13 protein-coding genes and 1 pseudogene are annotated in these 17,447 nt (G+C 64.1%); 3 read left to right on the top strand and 11 right to left on the bottom strand.

Translation table 11 applies throughout. The features are described 5' to 3' along the window. Positions 1–52: 52 nt before the first annotated feature. A complete protein-coding gene (locus ACVJ19_RS07435; protein WP_453949559.1) occupies positions 53–1,615 on the top strand; it encodes an adenylate/guanylate cyclase domain-containing protein in 1,563 nt (520 codons plus the stop codon). 117 nt (positions 1,616–1,732) lie between these two features. Here ACVJ19_RS07435 and ACVJ19_RS07430 read toward each other — a convergent pair whose 3' ends face one another. The 6 genes and pseudogenes from ACVJ19_RS07430 to ACVJ19_RS07405 all read right to left on the bottom strand — a co-directional run bounded on the left by ACVJ19_RS07430 (position 1,733) and on the right by ACVJ19_RS07405 (position 8,527). After that, complete coding sequence (locus ACVJ19_RS07430) at positions 1,733–2,959, bottom strand: ABC transporter substrate-binding protein (RefSeq protein WP_453955130.1); 1,227 nt, start codon at positions 2,957–2,959, stop codon at positions 1,733–1,735. Positions 2,960–3,253: 294 nt separating this feature from the next. Next, on the bottom strand, positions 3,254–5,257 hold the full coding sequence (locus ACVJ19_RS07425) for a putative bifunctional diguanylate cyclase/phosphodiesterase (RefSeq protein WP_453949560.1): 2,004 nt from the start codon (positions 5,255–5,257) through the stop codon (positions 3,254–3,256). A gap of 6 nt (positions 5,258–5,263) precedes the next feature. Beyond that, positions 5,264–6,268 carry a TRAP transporter substrate-binding protein DctP gene (gene dctP, locus ACVJ19_RS07420; protein ID WP_453949561.1) on the bottom strand — a complete coding sequence of 335 codons (1,005 nt, stop codon included), beginning with the start codon at positions 6,266–6,268 and terminating at the stop codon, positions 5,264–5,266. 273 nt (positions 6,269–6,541) lie between these two features. Further along, the gene (locus ACVJ19_RS07415; RefSeq protein WP_453955131.1) at positions 6,542–7,471 is read right to left on the bottom strand and encodes an alpha/beta hydrolase; all 930 of its coding nucleotides are present in this window, start codon (positions 7,469–7,471) and stop codon (positions 6,542–6,544) included. 126 nt (positions 7,472–7,597) lie between these two features. Then, positions 7,598–8,085 (bottom strand): annotated as a pseudogene (locus ACVJ19_RS07410) (hypothetical protein). 19 nt (positions 8,086–8,104) lie between these two features. Continuing rightward, entirely contained in the window at positions 8,105–8,527 is a 423-nt protein-coding gene (locus ACVJ19_RS07405; RefSeq protein WP_453949562.1) for a DUF3606 domain-containing protein, read from the bottom strand. Positions 8,528–8,797: 270 nt separating this feature from the next. On the opposite strand from ACVJ19_RS07405, the gene ACVJ19_RS07400 reads away from it, so the two are divergent. Beyond that, a complete protein-coding gene (locus ACVJ19_RS07400; protein WP_018321489.1) occupies positions 8,798–8,938 on the top strand; it encodes a hypothetical protein in 141 nt (46 codons plus the stop codon). On the opposite strand, the gene ACVJ19_RS07395 is transcribed toward ACVJ19_RS07400, so the two are convergent. From ACVJ19_RS07395 to ACVJ19_RS07385, 3 genes are read right to left on the bottom strand one after another with little or no spacing between them, the layout of a single operon-like run. Then, positions 8,935–10,521, bottom strand: coding sequence for an ATP-binding protein (locus tag ACVJ19_RS07395; RefSeq protein WP_453949563.1), 1,587 nt, complete (start codon positions 10,519–10,521; stop codon positions 8,935–8,937). The genes ACVJ19_RS07400 and ACVJ19_RS07395 overlap by 4 nt on opposite strands. Continuing rightward, on the bottom strand, positions 10,518–11,222 hold the full coding sequence (locus ACVJ19_RS07390) for a response regulator transcription factor (protein WP_453949564.1): 705 nt from the start codon (positions 11,220–11,222) through the stop codon (positions 10,518–10,520). The genes ACVJ19_RS07395 and ACVJ19_RS07390 overlap by 4 nt, the downstream gene beginning before the upstream one ends. A 19-nt stretch (positions 11,223–11,241) precedes the next feature. Further along, complete coding sequence (locus ACVJ19_RS07385; protein WP_453949565.1) at positions 11,242–12,738, bottom strand: DUF4153 domain-containing protein; 1,497 nt, start codon at positions 12,736–12,738, stop codon at positions 11,242–11,244. A 187-nt stretch (positions 12,739–12,925) separates the two neighbouring features. Here ACVJ19_RS07385 and ACVJ19_RS07380 point away from each other — a divergent pair, with 187 nt between their 5' ends. After that, positions 12,926–14,269, top strand: a complete 1,344-nt coding sequence (locus ACVJ19_RS07380) for a glycoside hydrolase family 3 N-terminal domain-containing protein (RefSeq protein ID WP_453949566.1) — start codon at positions 12,926–12,928, stop codon at positions 14,267–14,269. Here ACVJ19_RS07380 and ACVJ19_RS07375 read toward each other — a convergent pair. Beyond that, positions 14,266–15,888 (bottom strand): ABC transporter substrate-binding protein, encoded by a 1,623-nt coding sequence (locus ACVJ19_RS07375; protein ID WP_453949567.1) that lies wholly within the window; start codon positions 15,886–15,888, stop codon positions 14,266–14,268. The genes ACVJ19_RS07380 and ACVJ19_RS07375 overlap by 4 nt on opposite strands. A gap of 93 nt (positions 15,889–15,981) precedes the next feature. Then, complete coding sequence (gene hydA, locus ACVJ19_RS07370; protein ID WP_456739365.1) at positions 15,982–17,436, bottom strand: dihydropyrimidinase; 1,455 nt, start codon at positions 17,434–17,436, stop codon at positions 15,982–15,984. Positions 17,437–17,447: the final 11 nt, after the last annotated feature.

The raw sequence follows: 17,447 nt of genomic DNA, 5'->3' as shown, positions 1-17,447 counted from the left end.
TGCCGAAAATCCACGTGATCTGCGACAAAATCGGACACAACGGAGCCACAGGGTGAAACAAGAGATCTCCGAAGAACAGCGCAAGAGCGGCGTCCTGACCGGGGCGGCGATCGCTTTCCTGCTGCTCGCTCTGCCGCTCGCGGTGTGGCTGGACCTGACCGAGCTCTCCAAGACCGCGCTGCGCCGGCAGGCCGCCGATCTCAATTCGGTGATCACGAGCGTGCGCAGCTATTACGCGACCAATGTGGTCGGGCGGGTGCTCGCCAACCCGAACGGCACGACCAGGGTCGTGCACAATTACGAATCCGTCCCCGGCGCGATCCCGATCCCGGCGACGCTGTCGCTCGAACTCGGCCGGGTGATCGGCGCCCAGCAGGAGAACATCACCTATCGCTTCGTCTCGGACTTCCCGTTCCAGAACCGCGCCCCGCACCAGCTCGACAAGTTCGAGAAGGACGCGCTGGATACGCTGCGCAAGGATCCCGAGCAGAAGATCGTGGAGACCGAGACCTCGCTGTTCTCCGACAAGGTCCGCCTGGTTGCGCCGGTTACCATGGGGCCGGCCTGCGTGAGCTGCCACAACAGCCACCCCGAGAGCCCGAAGAAGGACTGGAAGGTCGGGGATGTCAGAGGCATCCAGGAGGTGATCATCGCCCAGCCGATCGCCGCCAACATCTTCTCGTTCAAGTTCCTGCTGGCCTATTTCCTGATCGCCGCCGGCAGCGGCCTGTCGTTCCTCTCGCTGCAGCGCCGCCAGGCGCGCCGCATCAAGGGCATGAACAAGGAGCTCGAATCCGCCAACGACTTCCTGGCCTCGCTGTCGATGAAGATCTCGCGCTACATCCCGCCGCAGGTCTACAAGAGCATCTTCTCGGGCCAGAAGGACGTCACCATCCACACCGAGCGCAAGAAGCTCACCATCTTCTTCTCCGACATCCAGAATTTCACGGCGACCGCGGAGCGGCTGCAGCCGGAGCAGTTGACCCAGCTCCTCAACGAGTATTTCACCGAGATGTCGGCGATCGCCCTCGAATATGGCGGCACCGTCGACAAGTTCATCGGCGATGCCATGCTGATCTTCTTCGGCGACCCCGAGACCAGGGGCGACCGCGCCGACGCGCAGGCCTGTCTGCAGATGGCCTGGCGCATGCAGCAGCGCCTTGCCGAGCTCAACGGGAAATGGCGGGCCTCCGGCATCGAGCAGCCGTTCCGTTCGCGCATGGGCATCAATTCCGGCTATTGCAATGTCGGCAATTTCGGCAGCACCGACCGCATGGACTACACCATCATCGGTGCCGAAGCGAACCTCGCCGCGCGCCTGCAATCGATCGCCGAGCCCGGCGGCATCGTGTTGAGCTACGAGACCTTCGCGCTCGTCAGCGACATCGTCCGCGCCCACGCACTGCCGGCGATCACGATGAAGGGCATCAGCCGCGAGGTCATTCCCTATTCGGTCGACGCGCTGAACGATGCCGCGGCGGAAAAGAGCGGGATCATCACCGAGCGCGCGCCGGGGCTCGAACTTTATCTCGACCCGGCCATGGTGAAGTCGGGCGACGCCGCGCGCGTGCGCTCGCTGCTCGAGAACGCGCTGGCCTCGCTCAAGCCGGCGTGAGGGGGGCGATCAGACTTGAATAGTGTCTCTCGAGAGAGCGTGCAGCGTGGCGCTCTCTCTTACCCTCCAGGGGAGGGTAAGCGCGGACCTCTCATAACGCATGCACGCCGGCCCACGTCACCGCGCCGCCCCTTCCGTGAACGCCGTCTCGATCACCTCACCAAAAGGCTGCCAGGACCGCCCGTCGAACTGGACCAGCCGCATCTGCCTGATCGGCAGATAGCGGTCGGGCGAGGTGTTCATCCTGATGTTGGGCAAGGCGACGGAAGGCTGATAGTCCCTGAGCGAGGCCGCCTGGCGCATGATGTTCTCGCGCGAGACGTCGTCGCCGCATTGCTTCAGCACCTGCGTCAGCGCCTCGGCCGCGGCGTAACCGTAGACCGCAGCGCTGCTGTTGGTGCTTTCGACCTGATGGTACCTGTCCATGAACGTGAACCATTCCTTCATGGCGGGATCGTCTTTCCAGGCGGGATCGCTCGGATCCTTCAGGAAGGCCGACGAGATCACGCCGGCCGAATTCTCCAGGCCCGCCGGCGCCATCGCATTGGCGATCGTGGCCGAGGCATCGTTCACGATGAAGACCGGGCGCCATTTGAGCGACGCCGCCAGCTTGATCACCTTGGACGCGGTCGACGGCACACCGAGAAAGACGAAGATGTCGGCGCCCGCGCGCTTCAGGATCGAGACGTGCCCGTCGAGATGCTCGTCATTGATGTCGAAGGCGATGTCGACGAGGACATGACGATTCAGGTCACCGAGGCCTTCCTGGATGCCCTTGTAGAGCATGCGCCCGAACTGGTCGTTCTGCCAGAGCACGACGATCTTCTTCCTGGGATAATAGGCCTGGATGTAATTGGCGTAGATGCGCCCCTCCGAGCGGAATGACGGCTGCCAGCCCATGGTCCACGGAAACGCCCTGGCCTGGCTCAGCTCCTCGTCGCCGGAGGCGACGAACAGTTGCGGGATCTTCCTCTCGTTCAGGTACCAGCGCGTGGCGAGATTGCCGGGCGTGCCGAACGAGCCGAACATCACGTGCACGTCGTCCTTCTCGACCAGATTGCGCGTCAGCTCCAGCGCGGTCGCCGGATCGGAATTGTCGTCGCGGGTGATGAATCGGATCTTGCGGCCGTTGATGCCGCCGCGCGCGTTGATCATGTCGAAATAGGCAGCCTCCGCCTGGCCGATCGCGCCGAATTCCGACAGTGGCCCCGAATACGGCATGACATTGCCGATGCGGATTTCCTTGTCGCTCGCTGGCTGCTCTGAATGCTGTTGCTGCGACATCGCGCCGAGCGATGCGAAGGCAATCACGGAAACGAACAGCATCCTGCCGATGACGCGCATGTTCGAACCCTTGTCGTTGGCCCCCAACGAGGTCGGCTCAATCCGCACCAAGGCGAGTTGATCTACGTCAAGCGTTTGTCAATCGTGTGGCTTGACGGTTCGTTTTCGAAGCGGCGCACTTGTCATCCTCGAAATGGCAGGCGTGCTGACGCGCCGACCGTGGCGGGTCGCCAGGGCGGCCGCGGCTTTCGAACTCTATCTCGACCCGGCGGTCGTGAAATCGGGCGATACGGCGCGGGCTGCAATAGAGATATGCCAAGAGCCGCGTTGGCCGTTACAGGCAAAGGGCCCGTGCTACCGTTCAGCCGATAAGTTGACGAGGCGCAGCTTGGCCGCTTGAGCAGTCGCGGACGAAGGTGTCGGCGCTGTCTTCTCAAAGTCCGCGAGAATGCTGGCGCTGAGCTCCGAGGCAGGGACCGGCCGGCCGAAGAAGAACCCCTGGGCCTGATCACCGTCGGCCGATTCGAGAAAAGCCGCCTGGTTGGCGGTTTCGACGCCCTCGACCGTCACTCGCATGTGCAACTCGCGTCCGAGCGCGATGATCGCTTTCACCACCGTCCCGACCTGACAATGGGAGCCGTCGAGGCCCTGTATGAAGCTTCGATCGATCTTGATTTTGTCGAACGGAAAGCGCCACAGATAGCTGAAGCTCGAATAGCCGGCCCCGAAATCGTCCATCACGATCGCTACGCCCATCGCCTTGAGCGTCAGGAGCTGCGCCATGATCGTTTCGGTGTTGCCGAGCAGCAGGTTTTCGGTGATCTCCAATTCGAGCCGGTGCGCCGCGAGGCCCGCCTCTTTCAGTGCGGCGGCGACGATGCCGCTGATGCCACCCGCCACGAACTGCGTGGGCGACAGGTTCACTGCAACGGTCAGGTGCTCCGGCCAGGTCGCGGCGGTGCGGCATGCCTCCCGCAATACCCACGCCCCGATCTGGTCGATAAGCCGCAACTCCTCGGCGACGGGAATGAAGGTCAATGGCGGAATGAGCGTTCCGTCCGCCGCGGGCATACGGATCAGCGCTTCGAAGCCGACAAGGCGGCGCCGAGACATTTCGAAGAGCGGCTGGTAATGCAGTTCGAAGCGATGATTTAGCACCGCCTCGCGGATTGTCCTCTCGAGCTCGATCCGCGCCTGCAAAGCAGTATCCATCTCGGGCAGGAAAAACCGGATGCAATTGCGTCCGGCTGCCTTGGCCGCGTACAGCGCCAGGTCGGCGTTCTTGAGCAACTGCTCCGCGGTGGTGCCTTCCTCCGGCGCCAGGGCCACGCCGATGCTGGCGGTGGTGAGGATCTCGTGCTGCTTGAACTTCACCGGAGCATTTACAGCGGTGGCAAGATGGCGCGCAAACGAGTTGGCCTGCGTCCTGCCGGCGACGTCATACTGCACGACGACGAACTCGTCCCCGCCGAGCCGGGCCACCACGTCGTCGATCCGGACCGTTGCGCGCAGACGCTCCGCGATGGACTTGAGCAGAAAATCGCCACCGTCATGACCAAGCGTATCGTTGACCTCCTTGAAGCGGTCGACGTCGATGAAGTGCACGGCAAGGCTGCCGCCCCGCTTCGGCAAGTGAGCGAGAGCTCTCTCCAGTTTTTCGATCAGATGGGGACGATTGGTCAGTCCGGTCAACGCGTCATGGTGGGCGAGGAATCGGATGCGTCGGTCAGCCTGCTTTACCTTTGTTTCACGATACCACGCAATCGCGGGAATGGAGAAGGCGAGGCCCGACAGCAGGCAAAGGAATGCGGCCGCGGTCAGGAACGTATTGTGGACATTCTTGCGTTGCTCGGTTTCATCCACGTAGGCCGCAACGACCGCGGTGAGGCGACCATCGGTCTGGACCGGGACATAGGCGCGGGCGAAGAATGCCGGTCGGTCGGGCGAATTTCCCTCCCTGACGTCGACGATCGGTTGACCGTCAATCACTGATCGCGCCGCATCGGAGCTGTATTCAGACAAGTCGACGAGCGCGATCTTTTCGCGGGTCGAAACGAGCTGGGAGTAGCCATAACGGTTGAATATTTCGTAGTGAAAGACCTCGCCGGAATTTCGCGCCGACAGGAAGAACCGTAGACTCGCGGCTGAAGGCTGCTCGCCGCCGGCGATCTGCTCAAGATCGGTGACGCTGGCCGCCAGGAACCTCGCCCAGCTGCGTGCGGTCGACATCGCATCTTGGCGGAGAAGGTGATCGGTCGTGATCTTCAGGGTCATCCCGGTACCCGTCAACAGAATGGCGAGCGCAGCGACGATGGTGACGATATTTCGCTGAGGCCAGATGTTGGCGAGCGACGGCATCCGCGGCTACCGGGTCGATCGCATTTTCGTGAGCTCGGTCCGGACCGTTTTCAGCAGCTCGGCATTGCGCTCACTTTTTGAAGCCCAATCATTGGCAATGGCTGCGAACACGGCATTTGCCGCATCGAGGTCCGACGACGAGGGCATGATCAGCTGGCGCTTCGGATCGGACTTCAATTCCCGCATAATGCTGTTTTCCGCCGCTTCGTAGGTATCCATGAAGCGCGCGGCAGCCCACTCACCACTGTATTTGAGGATGATCGCCTGGGCCACTTCGGGCAGCCGATTGAACGTTTTTCGGTTCATCAGAACCATCAATGGCGCGCCGCTGATTCCAAGAAGGTAATGATAAGTTGCAACGCGTTTGATGCCATAGTCGACCAATGGAGACGGTGGCACGAGCGCGCCATCGATGCTGCCGTTGCCGATGGCTTCTGAGATCTTGGTGACCGCCAGAAACACGGGCTGCGCTCCGAGTTTTTCCAGCGCGGCGGCTTCGCCGGGATTGTTGACGCGAATTCTCTTGCCCTTCAAATCATTCAGCGACGTGATCGGGATCTTGCTGTGGATCGTCTCCGGTTCGGTGACGTAGGCGCCGATCACAGTGTAGTCATCGTATCCTTGCAAAGCGTTGGCGGCCACGAGCCGGGTGAACACAGGAACGGACTCCCGCATGCTCGTAAACAGACCGGGCATCTCGATGATTGCATTGTCTGCGAACCGGTTGCGCGTCAGGCCCGTCACGACGTAGGCGATGTCGGCCGTACCATCGAGCACGAGCTGGGGCTGCTCAGCCGGATCCTTGCCGAGCACGCCGCTGAAATAGGTTTCGATTTCGATCAGGCCTCTTGCTTCGGCGTTGACCGCGTCGACAAATGGTCTGACCGCGGCGAGATAGCTCGTCGAGCGGTCGGAGCTGGGGAAGGCCAATTTGAGCTTGACCGGTTCGGCGGCCGACGCCGAAATCAACACAACAGAGATCACCGCGCATCGCGCCAGCAACTTGAGCATCGGTTTTCCGTTCGTGGCGGCGGCGCGTCACACAGTTGTGCGAAACGCCGATTTCCTTGGTCTCTAGCAAACCCCCATAGATAGAAATGCCCCGGATAACTCTCCTAGATAGCACGCGGCGGTCCGGGGCGGCGACCAAATCGCGAATCGTGGTTTGAGGCGTGCTAACGCCAGCGAGACAATTGTCTGGGAGGCGCCAATGCGATGGAAGGCCGGGGAGGGAGCAACGCAGCAAAAGCTGGAGGCTATGGGAGCGCCGCCCGCAACGCCCCGCTACGGCAGCCCCCGCGCCTCCAGCTGGCGTACCAGCAGCAGCGTCGGTTCGGCGAGGCTGTCGCCGGAGCCGTCGAGACCGAACGCGGCGGCGATGCCGTCGCGGCTGCGCAGCAGCGCGCTGCGCGGGCAGTGGCCGGCGCCGCAGAGTGTCTTCTTCAAGGTCTCGCCCTGCGCCACGAGGCCGGCGGAATCGTCCGCGGCCCAGGCCAGCACAATGGGGACGTCGACATTGAGGATGCCGGGAAAGACCGATCGCTTGTCATATTGGGTGGGATCTAGGCCGAGATAGGCTTTCTCGCTGTCGCTGGCATCCTTGCCGACGCGGTAGATGCCGGACACCAGCACGACACCGGCGACGTCGGCGCGGTCGGTCTGCAGCTCCGGATGCGCCAGCAGGGTGGCGAGGTGGAAGGCGCCGGCGCCATAGCCGACCGCGACGATCTCGCGGGCATCGCCGTTGAACAGGTCGATATTGCCGTGGATCCAGGACAGCGCCGCTGCCACGTCGGTTGCCCCGGCGGGCCAGGTCGCCGCCGGCGCCAGGCGATAGTTGACGCGGACCCCGATTATGTCGTTGCGCGCGGCAAAGCACATCGCCTGGTCCTGGATTTCGCGGGACAGGTCCGGCGCGGCGCGGTCGCCGGTGAAGGTGTCGCCGGCCACGAACAGCAGCACCGGACGTGGCGTGTCCGCCTTGGTCGCGCTGGTGGCGACATCGAGCACCTGGGCCTCGCTCTCGCCGTAGCGCAGGCCGCGGGAGAAGGTGACCTGCTCGCACAGCCGCGCGGTGCCGCCGGCGGTGGTGTCGGAATCGGTGAGGCCTGCCGGGACAAGATCGGACGGCGCCGTCAGCCGCGGCGGCAGCGGGCCATGCGCGGAGGCGGCAGTCACGGTCAAAAGCAGGAAAAATGCGAGGTAATTCTTCATCATGGTGCCGGCCTTGCGCGCCCGATATTGGCTCGCTCCCTGGGCCTGTCTTTTCAATTCGCCTTATTAGTTGGCTGGTGTTGAGGCGATTTCACGGCACCCGCGGCTCGTGCGCCCGGCCTTGTGTCAATTCCCCGGCTGGAACGTGCAATCCGCCCCGCTGCCGTCCTTCCGCCTGATCGCGTTGGGATCGATCGTGCAGCTCAGCTTGGAGAGGCTTTCGAAATTCGATCCCGCCTCGCCGTCGGGCGGCACGCCCGCCAGTGCTTCGGTGGCGAAGATCTCGTTGGCGGTGGAGCCGTTCACGGTCTTCACCTTCTTGCCGAAGGTCACCTCGCAATTGCGAATGGTGATGTCGACATTGCCGGGCAGACGATCCGGTCCGCGGTCACCACGATGGCCTTCTTGTAAGGGATATCGGCATTGGCGGCGAACAGCATCGCCACCGCCTTCCTCTCGGCGCCGGTCAGGTCCGGTAACAGCGGCGCGATCACCCCGGCGAGCGCCAGCGCGGTCGCGCCCGAGACCTTTGCGGGCGTGGCTGCGGCGGTGCCGGCGAGCGGGAATGCGCCGGCAACGAGGGCGCAGGCGAGGATCGCTGGACCGGATCTCATCCCCTTTTCCCCCGGGCTCTCAGGCCGCCTTCTTCCGCTTGACGGACTTCTTCGCGGTCTTCCTGACGGCTTTCTTCACGGTCTTCCTGGCCTTCTTCGCCGCCTTCCGGGCCGTAAGGTAGGCCTCGACCTTCTTGGAGGAATGTCCGGCCGCGGCCACGGCGGCCTTCAGCTTGGCCGGGGTGATCTTGAATTTCTTCGACCAGTAGCGGACTTCGTAGGGCTCGCTGATCGCGATCCGGCTCTTGTCGGCGGCGCGGTGCTTCTGGAGCTGGATGTATTCCTCGACCTTCTTGGCGGAGCGGCCGACCTTCTTGACGGCGTATTTCAGCTTGGCCGGGGTCACCTTGAACTTCTTCGACCAGTAGCCGACTTCGTATTTCTCGGTGAGCGCGATCAGGGCGCGATCGGCGCCGCCCCGCTTCGCCTTGTTGTCGGCCATGCTTCCCTCCTGCCGTGGACGGCATCCAGTCTAGCATGCAACCGGATTTGGAAGGCAAGACGCCGGTCGTCCGACGATTGCGCGGAGCGGCCGTTTTGCACCGGTGAGTCAAGCTGTTGGGCGGCGTGAGCTGGCCTCATGCCCGAGCAGGCGTTCTACTGTGCATGGGGTTGTTTTCGCAGTTTTTGTTTTGCTCGCATTTCCGTGACGGAACCTTTTGCCGGCCGACGCGACTTATTCATGACACGGGGAAACACGTGCGAGGCAGTCATGGCACACAAGCATACCGCCGATCCGGCAGAGATCATGCGGGCGACTGGTCATCCCGAACTTGAATATGCCGCCGGCTGGACCATTGCGGGTCTCGTCACCATCGGCACCATCGTCGCCGCCTGGGTGTTTGCCATTTAGGCCACTGGAAACTGCAACTCGAAGGCCGCGCCCTCGTCGGTCGGCTTCAGTCTGATCGAGCCGCCATGGCTCGCCATCACCGCGCGCGCGATCGCCAGCCCCATCCCCGTGCCGCCCTGGTCGCGGCGGGTGGTGAAGAACGCATCAAAGATCCTGTCGCGGTTGGGCGCCGAGATCGGCTCGCCGTCATTGCTGACCGTCACAAGCAGGGTCGTCCGCTCGTCGACCGCCTCCAGCCGGATTGTCCCGGCCTTGTGCCGCACCGCGTTATCGGCGAGATGCGACAGCACGATCAGCGCCTTCTCCGAGGACATCCCGATCGCCCTGTCGAGGCTGCCGCTGGCTTCGATGGAGCTTGCCGGAAACCTGTTCCTGAGGTCGGCGATCACGGGTGCAAGCTCGGTGCGCTCGTTCTGTGGCAGGCTCTCGGCGCGGGCGAGCTCGCGCAGCCGCTGCGCCATCGCCTCCAGCCGCTGGGTGTCGGACAGGATATTGGCGATGAAGGTGTTCTGCTCGGCCGGCGTCAGGCCGTCGGCCTTGCCCTGAACCGAATCCTGCAACAGCTCGGCCGCGCCCTTGATCGAGGTCAGCGGCGATTTCAGCTCGTGGGTGAGATGGGCCGAGAACGTCGCGATATAATCGGAGCGCCGCGCCAGCTGTTCGGCCATGCCGAGGAAGCTGTGCGAAAGCTGGGCGAACTCCCGCGTGCCGTAATGCTTCAGCGGCTGGAACGCCTCGCGGTCGCCGCGGCCGATCCGCGCGGCGCGGTCGATCAGCTCGCGCATCGGCAGCGTGATGGTGCGGGAGAACACCAGCCCAATCAGGATCGTGCCGAGGATGACGGCGAGCCCGGCCAGCACGAACTTGCCGCGCTCCTGGTAGAGATGGTCGAAGATGTTGCTCGGCGTCCGCGTGGTGTAGATCACGCCCGCGACGCGGTTGTTGACGATGACGGGCATCGCCGAGAACACGTGCACGCCGAGGCCGCGGCTGAAGGAATAGATCGGCGGCGGCGGCTTGTCCGGCACGCGGTTGCGCAAGGTGGCGCGGTACTGCCCGCGCAGCGCGTCTCCGACCTCCTCGATATGGGCGAGCGATCGCCCGACCTCCTGCCGCCCGGCAATCACCACGCCTTGCGGATCGAGGATGCGAAAGCCCGCCAGCGTCACCTTCTGGGTCTCGCGGATGATCGGCGTCAGTTCTGCGCCGATCGCGACATAGGCTGCTTGCGCCGGCTGGGGCGCGGGCAGCGCATCGGGCCGCCGCCGGAGCAGGTCGTTCGCGGTGAGGTCGAGCGCGGGACGGATCGGGGTGACCTGGTCGCCGGGATCGGGCAGCACGCCCGGCGGCACCTCGGCGCCGAGCGTGAGGCCGCTGTCGAGCCGTGCCGTGACCTCCTGCGCATAGATGGTCGCCAGCACCCGGCTCTGTGCGATCAGCTCGGCCTGGGTCTGGCGGATCAGCTGGTTGTCGTAGAGGCGGAAGAAGAACAGGCCGACCAGCGGCAGCACCGCGACGGTCGCCAGCACCGCGAAGATCACGAGCCCCAGCGACGGCCGCCATTTGTCGGGCGCCGCGCTCATGCCTCTTTCTCGCAGCGGCCGAGCTTGAAGCCGACGCCATGGATGGTCTCGATCACGTTCTCGCAATTCAGCGCCGCGAGCTTGGCGCGGATGTTGCGGATGTGGCTGTCGATGGTGCGGTCGGAGACCTGGATGTTGAGCTGGTAGGCCGCCCGCATCAGCTGCTCGCGGTTGAACACCGAGGTCGGCCGGGTCAGGAACGCGCGCAGGATGCCGAACTCGATCGCGGTCAGCTTCAGCGGCGTGCCCGCGAACGACGCCACGTGCTGCTCGGGGTCGATCAGGAGGCCGCCTTGCGCCAGCGCGGCGGGCCCGGCCTTGGCCTCGCCATTGCGCGGGTTGAGGCGGCGCAGGATGACATTGACCCGCGCCACCAGCTCACGCGGGCTGAACGGTTTGGTCACGTAATCGTCGCCGCCGATCTCGAGGCCGAGGATGCGGTCGATCTCTTCGTCGCGCGCCGACAGGAACAGGATCGGCACGTCGGAGCCTTTGCGGATCTCGCGACAGACGTCGAGGCCGTCGAACTCGGGCATGCCGATGTCGAGCACAATCAGATCGGGCCTGTCGGCGGCAAAGCGGCTCAGCGCCTCCTTGCCGTCACGGGCCTCGATCACGTCCATGCCGGCCTTCCTCAGGGCGACGCGGATAACCTCGCGGATGTGGCCTTCGTCGTCGACGATGAGAATGCGATGCGCCAAGAATCTCTCCGCTGCCTCGTCAACCCGCCGGCTGATTCGTCGCCTGGGCGTCCAGCCTGCGCTGGAGCCGCCAGTTCCGAAAGCCCCAGCTCCGCCAGGCCAGATCCTGACGCTGCTGTTCTACAAGGCGGTCGCGGCGCGACACAAGGCAGGTCTCGGGATTGCCGGGCCTGAGCATGATCGCCTTGTCGATGGCGGGGAGCGCCTGCGGCCCAAGCGTCAGGAGATAGTTGATGTCGATCTGCACGCCGTTGCCCGATGCCTCCCGGCTGTGGGCGACATTGTAGTTGGCGATGAAGGCATCGAAATTCACCAGCGAGCAGCCATAGAGCACGACCGCCAGCGCGATCAGATTGACGCTGACCAGCCACTCGTTGGAGCGGTCGAGCACGATGCGCGCGACGATCAGGATCAGCCCGAGCGCCACCAGCCCCATCCAGATGAAGGCCGCGATGCGCCAATAGGTCAGCATGTAGATGCCGACATAGAGATCGAGGCGAAGGATGGAGGAGGCGACCAGCAGCACGTTCTGCCCCACCCAGAGATAGACCAGCGGCCGGATCACCTTCGATTTCTCGGCCGGCCCGCCCGGGCGCATCGCCACCAGCACGAAGGCAGCGGCGAGCAGGGCGGTTACGATCAGCGGATAGGCGCCGCGATGGGCGTACCATGCATAGGTCACATTATCGGGCAGCGCCACGTGGCCCCAGAGATAGATGCCGTCGAGCACGGACTGCGCCGCGAACAGCAGATTGAACAGGATGAGCGAGCGCAGGATGCTGGAGGGACCCAGAAACTCCGGCGAGATGAAGGGCGCAAGCGGCTCCGGCTCCACGACATCGGTTTGGGCGGTTGCGGCAATCTTCCTGCGCCGCCAGCGCACGTGGATGAACGGCCAGACCAGCGCCAGCATCACGATCCAGAACAGCACGCGCGGGACGCTGACATATTCGAGGATGATCTTTGGATTGAGCAGCGAGACCCATTGCTCGATCACGGGATTGGCGGCAGCGAACAGCGCGACGAACACTGTGCTCAGCACCACCGGCATCAGCCACAACGCAATGCCGCGGGTGAACGCCGACATGTTGAAGACCTGAAGCGCGTCGGGGAAAACTCTGAAGGGGCCGAACAGGACGAAGTTTCGCAGCGCGCGGGCTCGGTCGGCAAGGCCAGTCGTTTCAGGATTGGTTGCCAGCAGCAGGGCGATGACCAGCGCTGCAATGAGGATCAGGAACGAAAGCGTGTTGAGCTCTTCGATAACAGGCACGAGACCGAGGACGATGACGGCGGCACCGATCGCCGCGCGGCGGATGTCCAGGGATGCGTGGTTGGCGAGGAGCGAGGCGCAGACGATTGCTACCGCAAAGACGATCAGCGATAGCCCGGCCCGATGGCCATAGAAGAGCCAGTCGGCGAGTGCTGCGAGCACCAGCGCCATTGCGAGCTTGACCGAAATTGTCGAAGGCCTGATCGGTTGAATGTCCGTCGTAGACGTCGAAGCCAGGCTCGTCATGCGCAAATGACCTTTCGTGAACAGCGATGTCGTGCAGTCTGCACGGCGCTTGCGCAGAAGCCGGGGCCTTCGTCTGCACGGCTTCAGGAGTCTTTTGCAGTTTTCGTGCAGGTGCGCTTTTGCCCCTCGCGCAGCTTCAGTCGCCCTGATAGGTGCGATGCGTTCATCACCTTGGGCGCGACGCATCATGCAATTCCTCAATCGCCTTGGTCTCATCCTGCTCTGGCTTGCCGCGCCACTTGCCGCATTCGCGGCCGCGAACAAGAACGATCCCTATCTGCTCGTGCTGCGCGGCGCCGGAAACATCGCGCTTGTCGTCACAAGCATCCTGATCGTCATCGTCCTGCTGCGAAGAGGACGATGGCGCAGCATCGCAGGCAAGCTGCTCGTCATGCTCTGGTGCCTGCCGCCGGTGCTGATGTCTGCCGCACATCTGAAGTTCGAGCTGCGCAAGCGCGACGTCCTCGGTGCGAGCGCGACGGAGGCGCGGCAGCTCGGGCCTCACTTCATGGTCGGCTATTCCTCCTTTCCCGAGGTCACGCGCCTTGCCGAGCAGGGCCTGATCGGCGGCGTCTATGTCACCAGGCACAACATCCGTGGCCGGACCATCGAGGCGCTGCGGGCCGAGATCGCGGCGCTCCAGGACAAGCGGCGCGCAGCCGGCCTGCCGCCGCTGGTCGTCGCCGCCGACCAGGAGGGCGGCATCGTCGGGCATCTCGCGCCGCCGCTGACAAAGGTGCCGGCGCTGGCAACGCTCACCGGGCTTGCGCCCGACGAGCAGCAGGCCAAGGCGGAAGAGTTCGGGCGTATTCACGGCCGCGAGCTCGCGGGCCTCGGCGTCAACCTCAACCTCGCGCCGGTGCTCGACCTCAAGCCGCCGCAGCGGCGCAACCGCCTCGATTTCCACACCCTGATCGGCCAGCGCGCGATTGCGACCGATCCCGTCGTCGTCAGCACGATCGCAAGCGCCTATGTGCGGGGGCTGGAAGAGTCGGGCGTCGGCGCCACGCTCAAGCATTTTCCCGGCATCGGCCGCGTGCGCACCGACACGCATCATTTCAGTGCCAGTCTCAACACGCCGGTGAAGGAGCTGGAGACAACCGATTGGCTCCCGTTCCGCAAAGTGCTGTCGCACTCGCGCAGCGCCCTCATGGTCGGCCACGTCACGCTCACCGCCGTCGATCCCGACCGTGCCGCTTCGCATTCGAAGCAGGTCGTGCAAGGAATCGTTCGCGACAAATGGGGCTACCAGGGCATGGTGATGACCGACGATCTCGTGATGGGCGCGATCTACCAGAACGACGTTTGCAAGGCCGTGGTCGAGGCGATCAATGCCGGCGTCGATCTGCTGCTGGTCGCCTATGACGGCGCGCAATTCTACCGCGTCTTTGCCTGCGCTCTGGAGGGATCGCGGCAGGGCAAGCTCGATGCGGCGATGCTGCATGCGAGCGCAGCGCGGCTGGAGCGCGGCTTTCCGACCACGCAGGCGCGAGCCTCATCAGGCGCAATCAGCGTCGCGCGTCAGAACTAGCCCTTGGCGAATTGGCGATAGTCCGGCTCGCGGTGAAACCAGAATTCGTAGCCGGTGACGGCCTTCTGCATGGCGACGTCGTGGATCGGCTGGTTGAGCGGAATGACGGGGACGTCGCGCATGCAGAGCGCGATGAAATCCTTCACGCATCTGTCGTACTCCGCGGCATCCGTGGTGAAGCGCGCCTTGTCGATCAGGGCGTCCATCTCCTTGTTCTTGTACGAGGAGATGTTGAAGATCGAGTTGTTGCCGTGGAAATTCCAGTAGAAGTAATATTCGGGATAATCGAGCCAGCCGCTGAAGCGATTGAGCGCGAGCGGCAGCTCCTTCTTGTTCAGCGTCGTGCGCCAGTTCGCGCCGGGGATCTTTTCGATTCCCGCCTTGATGCCGATCTTGGCGAGGTTCTCCTGGATCAGGATCGCGGTCGGCTCGCCGACGGTGGCCGTGCCCGTGTCCAGAGACAACGTCGTCTCAAAGCCGGATTCGAATCCTGCTTCCTTCAGCAGCGCTTTGGCCTTGTCGAGATCGGTGACATAGGGAAACGGCTGCGGCCAGACCGGTTTTGAGACATCGGCCGCTCCGCCATACATGGGAACGGCGCGCCCGAAGAAGGCGCTGGTCTGGATCTGCTCATACGGCATCGCCCAGGCGATGGCCTGACGCAGCTTGGCATTGTCGAACGGCGGCTTCGCGGTGTTCAGCGCCACGTACCAGAGCGCATTCGGGATCGGCACGCCCGAGACCTTGACCTTGCCTTCCCTGATGATCTGCTCGAAATCGCGCGGCGCAAAGCCGCTGGAAATATCCGCATCGCCCCGCTCCAGCATGGCGCGGCGGGTGCCGGCGGAGGGGACGTCGCGCGCGATCACGCGCTTGACCTTCGGCAGCGGTCCGCTCTTCCAGTCGTCGAAGCGCGCCAGCACGGTCTCGCTGCCGGGCTTCCAGCTTTCGATCTTGTAGGCACCGCCGCCGGCCTCGTTGGTCTTCAGCCAAGCCAACGCCCACGGGTCTTCCGCAGTCGCGTTCTTCTTGGCAAGTTCGGAATTGATGATGAAGGGCACGACGACGGCGACGTTGAACAGCAGCATCTTGTCCTTGCGGACATAATCGATGCGGAAGGTGTAATCGTCGACCACCACGAACTGCTCGGGCTTTTCGAGGGAGCCCGCCGACATCTGGAAGGTCGGAAAGCCGCCGACCTTCACGGCGCGGTCGAACGACCATTTGACGTCTTTCGCGGTGACCGGCGTGCCATCGTGGAATTTGGCGTCCTTGCGAAGCTTGAAGGTGCAGGACATGCCGTCGGCCGCGACCTCCCAGCTCTCGGCGAGTTCAGGCGCGAGTTTTTCGCGGTCGTACGAGATCGTCCCATCGGGCAGCGTCTTGGAGGCGTAGGTCAGCAGGCGGTCGTAGCAATTCCAGGACAGGCCATTGACCGTCTGGTTGGAGCCGACGCCCTGCATGTCCAACGAATTCGGCCCGAGCTCCTGCACCACCAGCAGCGTTTCGGCTCGGCCCTGCGCCCAGGCGAGAGACGGAGCGACTGCTGCCGTTCCGGCAGCGCCGAGGCCGCCGAGCACCATTTCGCGCCGGGTCATATGGTGGGGTGCATCGCTCATCGTGGCCTCCGTCAGAGAATTGTCTGACATCGAGAGGCAAGGCGTATGCCATCGGCGCGCTTCAAGGTGTCACATGCCTTGTGCCCGAACGCACTACGGCGTCACCGCGCCGCGTGCGACCGGGCGCGGGGCGGTCAGCTCCTTCCAGGTCGAATTTGCCACGTGCACCGGCGAGAAGGCGGGACGTTCGACGTAACGGCCGTCGCCGGCTTCGGCGCGTAGTTCGCCAGCCTTCCAGACGACGCGGCCGCGTGACAGCGTCGCCGCCGGCCCGCCCGTACAGGCAAAGCCCTCGAACACGTTGTAGTCGATCCGGCTCATCTGCCGCCTGGCACTGATGGTCTTCGTCGCCTTCGGATCCCACACCACGATGTCGGCGTCAGAGCCGACGGCGACGGCGCCCTTGCGCGGATAGATGTTGAGGATGCGGGCGATGTTCGCCGAGGTCACCGCGACGAATTCTTCCTTGGTCAGCCGTCCCGTGGCGACGCCAGCGGTCCAGAGCAACGCAAGGCGATCTTCGAGGCCGCCGGTACCGTTCGGGATTTTTCTGAAATCGCCGCGCCCGAACCGCTTCTGCTCCGTGGTGAAGGCGCAATGGTCGGTCGCGACCACCTGGAGCGAGCCGGCCTGCAGGCCGGCCCACAAGCTGTCCTGATGCTGTTTGTCGCGGAACGGCGGCGACATCACGCGTTGCGCGGAATGATCCCAGTCCTTGTTCTGGTATTCACCGGCATCGAGCAGCAGATGCTGGATCAGCGGCTCGCCGTAGACGCGCTTGCCGGCGGCGCGTGCCCGCGCGATCGCCTCATGCGCCTCGCGGCAGCTGGTGTGCACGATATAGACCGGCGTGCCCGTCATGTCGGCGATCATGATGGCGCGGTTGGTGGCTTCGCCCTCGACCTCCGGCGGCCGTGAATAGGCGTGGCCCTCCGGGCCGGTGACGCCGCGCGCGATCAGCGCCTCCTGCATCAGGGCGACGACGTCGCCGTTCTCCGCGTGCACCACCGGCATGGCGCCGAGATGGGCGCAGCGTGCGAACGAGTTGTAGAGCTCGTCATCGTTCACCATCAGCGCGCCCTTGTAGGCCATGAAATGCTTGAAGGTGTTGATGCCGTAGGTTTTGACCACGGTCTCCATCTCGTCATAGATCTGCTTCGACCACGATGTCACCGCCATGTGGAAGCCGTAGTCGCTGGCCGCCTTCTCGGATTTGTGCCGCCACTCCTGATAGGCCGCGAGCATCGACTGGCCGGGATCGGGCAGGCAGAAATCCACCACCATCGTCGTGCCGCCGGTCAGCGCTGCCTTGGTTCCCGATTCGAAATCGTCGGCGGTCACCGTGCCCATGAACGGCATTTCGAGATGGGTGTGCGGATCGATGCCGCCCGGGATGACGTAGGCGCCGCCGGCATCGACGATCTCGGTGCCTGCCGGCGCCTCGATCGACGGGCCCACCGCGACGATGGTCTCGCCGTCGATCAGCACGTCCGCGCGGCGCGAATGATCGTGATTGACGACGGTGCCGCCGCGGATGAGGAGGGGCATGAGGAACTCCG

This window comes from Bradyrhizobium sp. USDA 376 (genome assembly GCF_054063675.1).
Note: the sequence above shows the minus strand (reverse complement) of the source record. Positions and strands in the feature narration are given on the sequence as shown.